General features: G+C 62.7%; 1 protein-coding gene. It reads right to left on the bottom strand.

The window, feature by feature from the left end; translation table 11 throughout:
• The coding region (locus JUI81_RS30835) for a VCBS domain-containing protein (protein WP_204125624.1) at positions 1–5845 on the bottom strand (5845 nt) is incomplete at its 3' end.
• Positions 5846–6000 lie beyond the last annotated feature (155 nt).

The following is a 6000-nucleotide window of genomic DNA, read 5'->3' as shown; positions in this document are numbered from 1 at the left end:
CACCGTTGGAAGTGATCGTCGGTGAGTCGTTGCTGCCGGCGATATGCACGGTGACCGAAGTGAGGGTGCCATCGGCACTGCTCACCGCGAAGGTGTCGGTGTAGGTGGTGCCGGCAGCGAATTCGTTGTGCGCGGAGTTGGCGACGTAGGTCCAGGCACCGCCGGTGCCGATGGAGAACTGTCCGTAGCTGCCGGCGGTGTTGGTTTGCGCGACGAAGGTTGTGGCGCTGTCGACGTCGCTGATGGTCAGGGTGCCGGCGGTGGAGATGTCGACGGCGGCATTGGTCTCGGTGAGGTTGGCGGTGCCAGCGGACAGCACGGCCGCATCGTTGGTGCCGAGGATGTGCACGGTGACCGAAGTAGCGGTGCCATCGGCACTGCTCACCGCGAAGGTGTCGGTGTAGGTGGTGCCGGCAGCGAACTCGTTGTGCGCGGAGTTGGCGACGTAGGTCCAGGCACCGCCGGTGCCGATGGAGAACTGGCCGTAGCTGCCGGCGGTGTTGGTTTGTGCGACGAAGGTTGCGGCACTGTCGACGTCGCTGATGGTCAGGGTGCCGGCGGTGGAAATGTCGACGGCGGCATTGGTCTCGGTGAGGTTGGCGATGCCGGTGGACAGCACGGCCGCATCGTTGGTGCCGAGGATGTGCACGGTGACCGAAGTGAGGGTGCCGTCGGCACTGCTCACGGCGAAGGTGTCGGTGTAGGTGGTGCCGGCAGCGAACTCGTTGTGCGCGGAATTGGCGACGTAGGTCCAGGCACCACCGGTGCCGATGGAGAACTGGCCGTAGCTGCCGGCGGTGTTGGTTTGGGCGACGAAGGTTGCGGCGCTGTCGACGTCGCTGATGGTCAGGGTGCCGGCGGTGGAGATGTCGACGGCGGCATTGGTCTCGGTGAGGTTGGCGATGCCGGTGGACAGCACGGCCGCATCGTTGGTGCCGAGGATGTGCACGGTGACCGAAGTGAGGGTGCCGTCGGCACTGCTCACCGCGAAGGTGTCGGTGTAGGTGGTGCCGGCGGCGAACTCGTTGTGCGCGGAGTTGGCGACGTAGGTCCAGGCACCACCGGTGCCGATGGAGAACTGGCCGTAGCTGCCGGCGGTGTTGGTTTGTGCGACGAAGGTTGCGGCGCTGTCGACGTCGCTGATGGTCAGGGTGCCGGCGGTGGAGATGTCGACGGCGGCATTGGTCTCGGTGAGGTTGGCGATGCCAGCGGACAGCACGGCCGCATCGTTGGTGCCGAGGATGTGCACGGTGACCGAAGTGAGGGTGCCGTCGGCACTGCTCACCGCGAAGGTGTCGGTGTAGGTGGTGCCGGCAGCGAACTCGTTGTGCGCGGAGTTGGCGACGTAGGTCCAGGCACCGCCGGTGCCGATGGAGAACTGGCCGTAGCTGCCGGCGGTGTTGGTTTGGGCGACGAAGGTTGCGGCGCTGTCGATATCACTGACGGTCAGGCTACCACCCGTAGTCAGCGGAGCATTGGTTTCGGTCAGTGTGACACTGGCCAAGGACAGCACGGCGGCGTCGTTGCTGCCGGTGACGGTGACGGTCACTTGCTGGGTGTCGACGCCGCCGAGGCCATCGCTGACCTGGATGGTGAACACTTCGTTATGGCTCTCGCCGGCCTGCAACGATTGCACCGCACTGGCGACGCCATTGGTGCCGTTGGCCAAGGTGTAAGTCCACTGACCGCTGCCGTCGACGGCGATCGAGCCGTAGGTTCCAGTTGCCGAGCCATTGATGGACCAGGTGGCGGTGGCATTGTGATCGATGTCGCTCGAGCTGAATTGGCCACTGACGCTGAGGGTGGTGTCTTCCTTCACTGCGCCGATATCGTTGCCGCTGGCGAAACTGAGCACCGGCGCATCGTTGCTGCCGGTGACGGTGACGGTCACCTGCTGGGTGTCGACACCACCCAAGCCATCGCTGACCTGCACGTTAAACACTTCGTTATGAGTCTCGCCGGCCTGCAACGATTGCACGGCACTGGCGACGCCATTTGTGCCGTTGGCCAGGGTGTAGGTCCACTGGCCCGTGCCGTCGACGGCGATCGAGCCATAAGTGCCGGTATTGGACCCGGCAATACTCCAGGTGGCGGTGGCATTGTGATCAATGTCGGCCGAGCTGAATTGGCCACTGACGCTGAGCGTGGTGTCTTCCTGCACGTTGCCGGCATCATTGCCCGACGCGAAGCTGAGCACCGGGGCGTCATTGCTGCCGGTGACAGTGACGGTCACCTGCTGGGTGTCGACGCCGCCGAGGCCATCGCTGACCTGCACGCTGAACACTTCGTTATGGCTCTCGCCGGCCTGCAACGATTGCACGGCACTGGCGACGCCATTGATGCCGTTGGCCAGGGTGTAAGTCCATTGACCGCTGCTGTCGACGGCGATCGAGCCATAAGTGCCGGTATTGGACCCGGCAATGCTCCAAGTGGCGGTGGCATTGTGATCAATGTCGGCCGAGCTGAATTGGCCGCTGACGCTGAGCGTGGTGTCTTCCTTCACTGCGCCGATATCGTTGCCGCTGGCGAAACTGAGCACGGGCGCATCGTTGCTGCCGGTGACGGTGACAGTCACCTGCTGGGTGTCGACGCCACCGAGGCCATCGCTGACCTGCACGCTGAACACTTCGTTATGACTTTCGCCGGCCTTCAGTGATTGCACCGCACTGGCGACGCCATCGGTACCGTTGGCCAGGGTGTAGGTCCATTGACCGCTGCTGTCGACGGCGATCGAGCCATAAGTGCCGGTATTGGACCCGGCAATGCTCCAAGTGGCGGTGGCCGCGTGGTCGATGTCGCTCGAGCTGAATTGGCCGCTGACGCTGAGCGTGGTGTCTTCCTGCACGGTGCCGGCATCGTTGCCCGACGCGAAGCTGAGCACGGGCGCATCGTTGTTGCCGGTGACGGTGACAGTCACCTGCTGGGTGTCGACGCCACCGAGGCCATCGCTGACCTGCACGCTGAACACTTCGTTATGGCTCTCGCCGGCCTGCAACGATTGCACGGCACTGGCGACGCCATCGGTGCCGTTGGCCAGGGTGTACGTCCACTGACCGGTGCCGTCGACGGCGATCGAGCCATAAGTGCCGGTATTGGACCCGGCAATACTCCAAGTGGCGGTGGCATTGTGATCAATGTCGGCCGAGCTGAATTGGCCGCTGACGCTGAGCGTGGTGTCTTCCTTCACTGCGCCGATATCGTTGCCGCTGGCGAAACTGAGCACGGGCGCATCGTTGCTGCCGGTGACAGTGACGGTCACCTGCTGGGTGTCGACGCCACCGAGGCCATCGCTGACCTGCACGCTGAACACCTCGTTATGGCTCTCGCCGGCCTGCAACGATTGCACGGCACTGGCGACGCCATTGGTGCCGTTGGCCAGGGTGTAGGTCCATTGACCGCTGCTGTCGACGGCGATCGAGCCATAAGTGCCGGTATTGGACCCGGCAATACTCCAAGTGGCGGTGGCATTGTGATCAATGTCGGCCGAGCTGAATTGGCCACTGACGCTGAGCGTGGTGTCTTCCTGCACGTTGCCGGCATCATTGCCCGACGCGAAGCTGAGCACCGGCGCGTCGTTGCTGCCGGTGACGGTGACGGTCACTTGCTGGGTGTCGACGCCGCCCAGGCCGTCGCTGACCTGGATGGTGAATACTTCGTTATGAGTCTCGCCGGCCTGCAACGATTGCACCGCACTGGCAACGCCATTGGTGCCGTTGGCCAGGGTGTAGGTCCATTGACCCGTGCCGTCGACGGCGATCGAGCCATAAGTGCCGGTATTGGACCCGGCAATACTCCAAGTGGCGGTGGCATTGTGATCAATGTCGGCCGAGCTGAATTGGCCGCTGACGCTGAGGGTGGTGTCTTCCTTCACTGCGCCGATATCGTTGCCGCTGGCGAAACTGAGCACCGGCGCATCGTTGCTGCCGGTGACGGTGACGGTCACCTGCTGGGTGTCGACACCACCCAAGCCATCGCTGACCTGGATGGTGAACACTTCGTTATGAGTCTCGCCGGCCTGCAACGATTGCACGGCACTGGCGACGCCATTTGTGCCGTTGGCCAGGGTGTAGGTCCACTTACCGGCGCCGTCGACGGCGATCGAGCCATAGGTGCCGGTATTGGACCCGGCAATACTCCAGGTAGCCGTGGCCGCATGATCAATGTCGCTCGAGCTGAACTGGCCGCTGACGCTGAGCGTGGTGTCTTCCTGCGCCGCGCCGGCATCGTTGCCGCTGGCGAAACTGAGCACTGGTGCATCGTTGCTGCCAGTAATGGTGATGGTCACGGTCTGCGTCGCCGAAGCAGCGTTAGCCGCGCCGCTGTTGTCGGTGGCGACCACCGTGTACGAGAAGGTGACGGTTTCACCTGCGCCGAGGAAGTCGAGGTTCTGGCTGGTGCTGTAGTCCCAACTGTTGTGATCGACCGAGAAGCCGGCGACCAGTGCCGAAGCCACGCCCGCATCGAGCGTGCCGCCGCTCCAGGCGATGTTGCCGTTGGAGGTGTGCGACACAGTCACCACGTCGATGTTGTCCACATCGGCAAAGCTCAGTGCGCCGCTGTCGCTCAGTGTGGCCGTACCGTTGCCTTCGCTCATGGCGCCGGTGGTGTCGGCAATCGCCAGCGTCGGCCGGTCGTTGGTGCCGGTGATGGTAATGGTCACGGTCTGTACCGTGCCGTCACCGATCGCCACGTTATAAGTCTGGGTGAGGGTCTGGCCTTCGCCCAGGAACTGCACGGCGGCGTTGTCTACCGTGAAGTGCCAGCCCAGCGAGCCGCTGCCCGTACCGGTGCTGTCATGCAGTGGATCTGTGGTGAAGCTGCCCAGATAGCCGGAAGCGCCCGGTGTGACGGTGACGCTGTGGGTGTCGATCAGGTCGGCGTCGGTGAAGGTGATGCTGCCGTTGGCGGCGTAGTCGCCACTGTCTTCCTTGGCATCGCCGGTCTGCACGCCGCTGGTGATGTGCACCTGGTCGTTGGTGCCGGTGATGGTGATGATCACATTTTGCGTTGTCGACGAACCATGCCCATCGTTGATGGTGACCACATAGGTTTCGGTAGCCGTCTGACCTTGGGCCAGGTACTGGGCTACCGCATTGTTCACGGTGTAAGTCCAGTTAACGGTGCCATTGGCCGCATTGGCCGCTTCAACCACAGAGGCCAGGCTGAAGTTGCCCAGCGCTGTGGTATTGCCTCCCGCCGCCACGAATGAGGCGGTATGCGTGTCGCTCAAATCGACATCGCTAAACGCAATCGTGCCCGTCGTGCTCAGCGAATCGGTTGTGCTCGGCGTTGTGGGCGCATCTTCGGTGACCGTGCCGGCCTGCACGCCGATGTTCATCGTCACGCTGTCATTCATGCCGGCAAATTGCACTTGTGCAGTAGCCCAGCTGAGGGTGCCATTGCCGAGACGAATCGCATACGTAAAGCTGTCTGTCAGGGAAGCTCCGGCGGCAAGCGACTGAAGTTGCGTCTTGAACGCAGTCGACAATGTAGCGGCGTCGTAGCCGACCTTGCCATCAGAAGTAATCCAGATCTTTGCCCCATTGAGGCTGCTATCGCTACTCGTCGCCTCGATTCTGCTCGTGTCCTGGACCAGGAGGTCGGCCGGGGCATAAACCTTGGTGGCGGTAGAGAGACTGGTCCCATCATCAAGTGACCAGAGTGTCTTTGCGTTACCGCCCAGGTCATTGGACATGACGTCCAGGTACACGACCCCCAGCAGATCTTCAGTGATGCTCGCGCTGCTCGTGCCAATGACACCTGTGGTGAAAATGTCGTCCTGCGCCTGCGGTGTATTGGAAAACGAAGTAACGGTGCCGCCGCTGGTTGTGGTGGTGGTAGCCATGTCTTTCTCCCGAGAATGCTTTTTTTATTGGAATCGCCAGGGACTGCTAACAGGACGAAGTCCCGTGCTTGCGCCGCTCAGAGTGTTCAGGAGCGGTACGGGGCGGCTACCGGACATCGTCGACCGTCTGGGCTAGACGGGACAGGCGCTGCCGG

The sequence above is a fragment of the Pseudomonas sp. 008 genome, from assembly GCF_016861935.1.
GTDB lineage: Bacteria > Pseudomonadota > Gammaproteobacteria > Pseudomonadales > Pseudomonadaceae > Aquipseudomonas.
This window is presented reverse-complemented; position numbering and strand designations above follow the sequence as displayed.